Here is a 960-nt window from a genome sequence, read left to right as displayed (position 1 = left end):
TCCCGCTTGAACTCGTCGCTGTAGTTGCTTGTACCCATGGTCGCCTCCTCGGCTCAAAGTAAGGGGGCAAAGCGTCTACAAATCTAGGGGCACCTCATAGTGCTATTGCCGAGCTGCAAAAGCAACTCGCGCTAGCGACCGAACGCTTCAAGCTACCGGAATTCAAGGTAGCGACCGAGCTGATGGCAGCCTACCGGGCCGATCACGCTTCAGAACTCGTCAAACATCTCATAGATAATCAGGATTACCTTCGCCGCGCGACGGAGGCCATCCGTAGCCCTTGGCTCGACATGCAAGCGCAGATGCGCTCTGTCAGCGCCTTCGCCGACATTCAGAGCATTGGCTTCGCGCTACAAAACATTCCGGCCTTCGACGATCGTTTGACTGAACTTCTGCGCATCGATCTCGGAGACTGGCAGGACCGAATCAACTTTCCGAAGGAGATCTTCGATAATCCGCTCGCGCGTTCGGCCTTCTACATGGAGCGTGGTTTCGACCCCGCGCTTACTGCATTTCCGGCGGACGCCTTTACACAGAGCCTCGACATTGCCGATCTGAGGGGCGCACCGCCACCAATCATCGATGTCTATGACTACGAAGAGATCAGGGAGGGCGACGAGCAAGAGGCAGCGTTTGCGCGGACGAACGCTGCCCATGACCGACTGCAGCGTTTTGAAACGCAGCTTCGCCAGTTCATCGACGAACAGATGATCAAGGAATGTGGCGATCAGTGGATCAAGCACCGCGTCCCCGGCCCAATCCGCCAAAGCTGGATCGAAAAGCGCGAAAAGGCGCGTGCCAGAGGCGAAATCGATCATCCACTTATTTCCTACGCGGATTTCAGCGACTACGTGCCGATCATCAGTAACCATCCGGCGTGGACCGCGGATGGGGGCTGTTCTCAGGTCGTGCCCTCGGGGGCTTTGGGTTTGCGGGGCCGCGGAGCCCATTTCTTCGCAA

Annotated in this window: 1 protein-coding gene; it reads left to right on the top strand. The window is 57.4% G+C overall.

Annotated features, from left to right (window positions below; translation table 11 throughout):
* Positions 1-182 precede the first annotated feature (182 nt).
* Positions 183-960, top strand: a 778-nt coding sequence (locus IEW01_RS17615; protein WP_188530338.1) for a hypothetical protein, incomplete at its 3' end; no start/stop codon positions are given.

Origin of the sequence: Sinisalibacter lacisalsi (genome assembly GCF_014640115.1) — a bacterium.
Lineage (GTDB): Bacteria > Pseudomonadota > Alphaproteobacteria > Rhodobacterales > Rhodobacteraceae > Sinisalibacter > Sinisalibacter lacisalsi.
The sequence above is the reverse complement of the archived record's forward strand: the minus strand, read 5'-3'. Positions and strand labels throughout refer to the sequence as shown.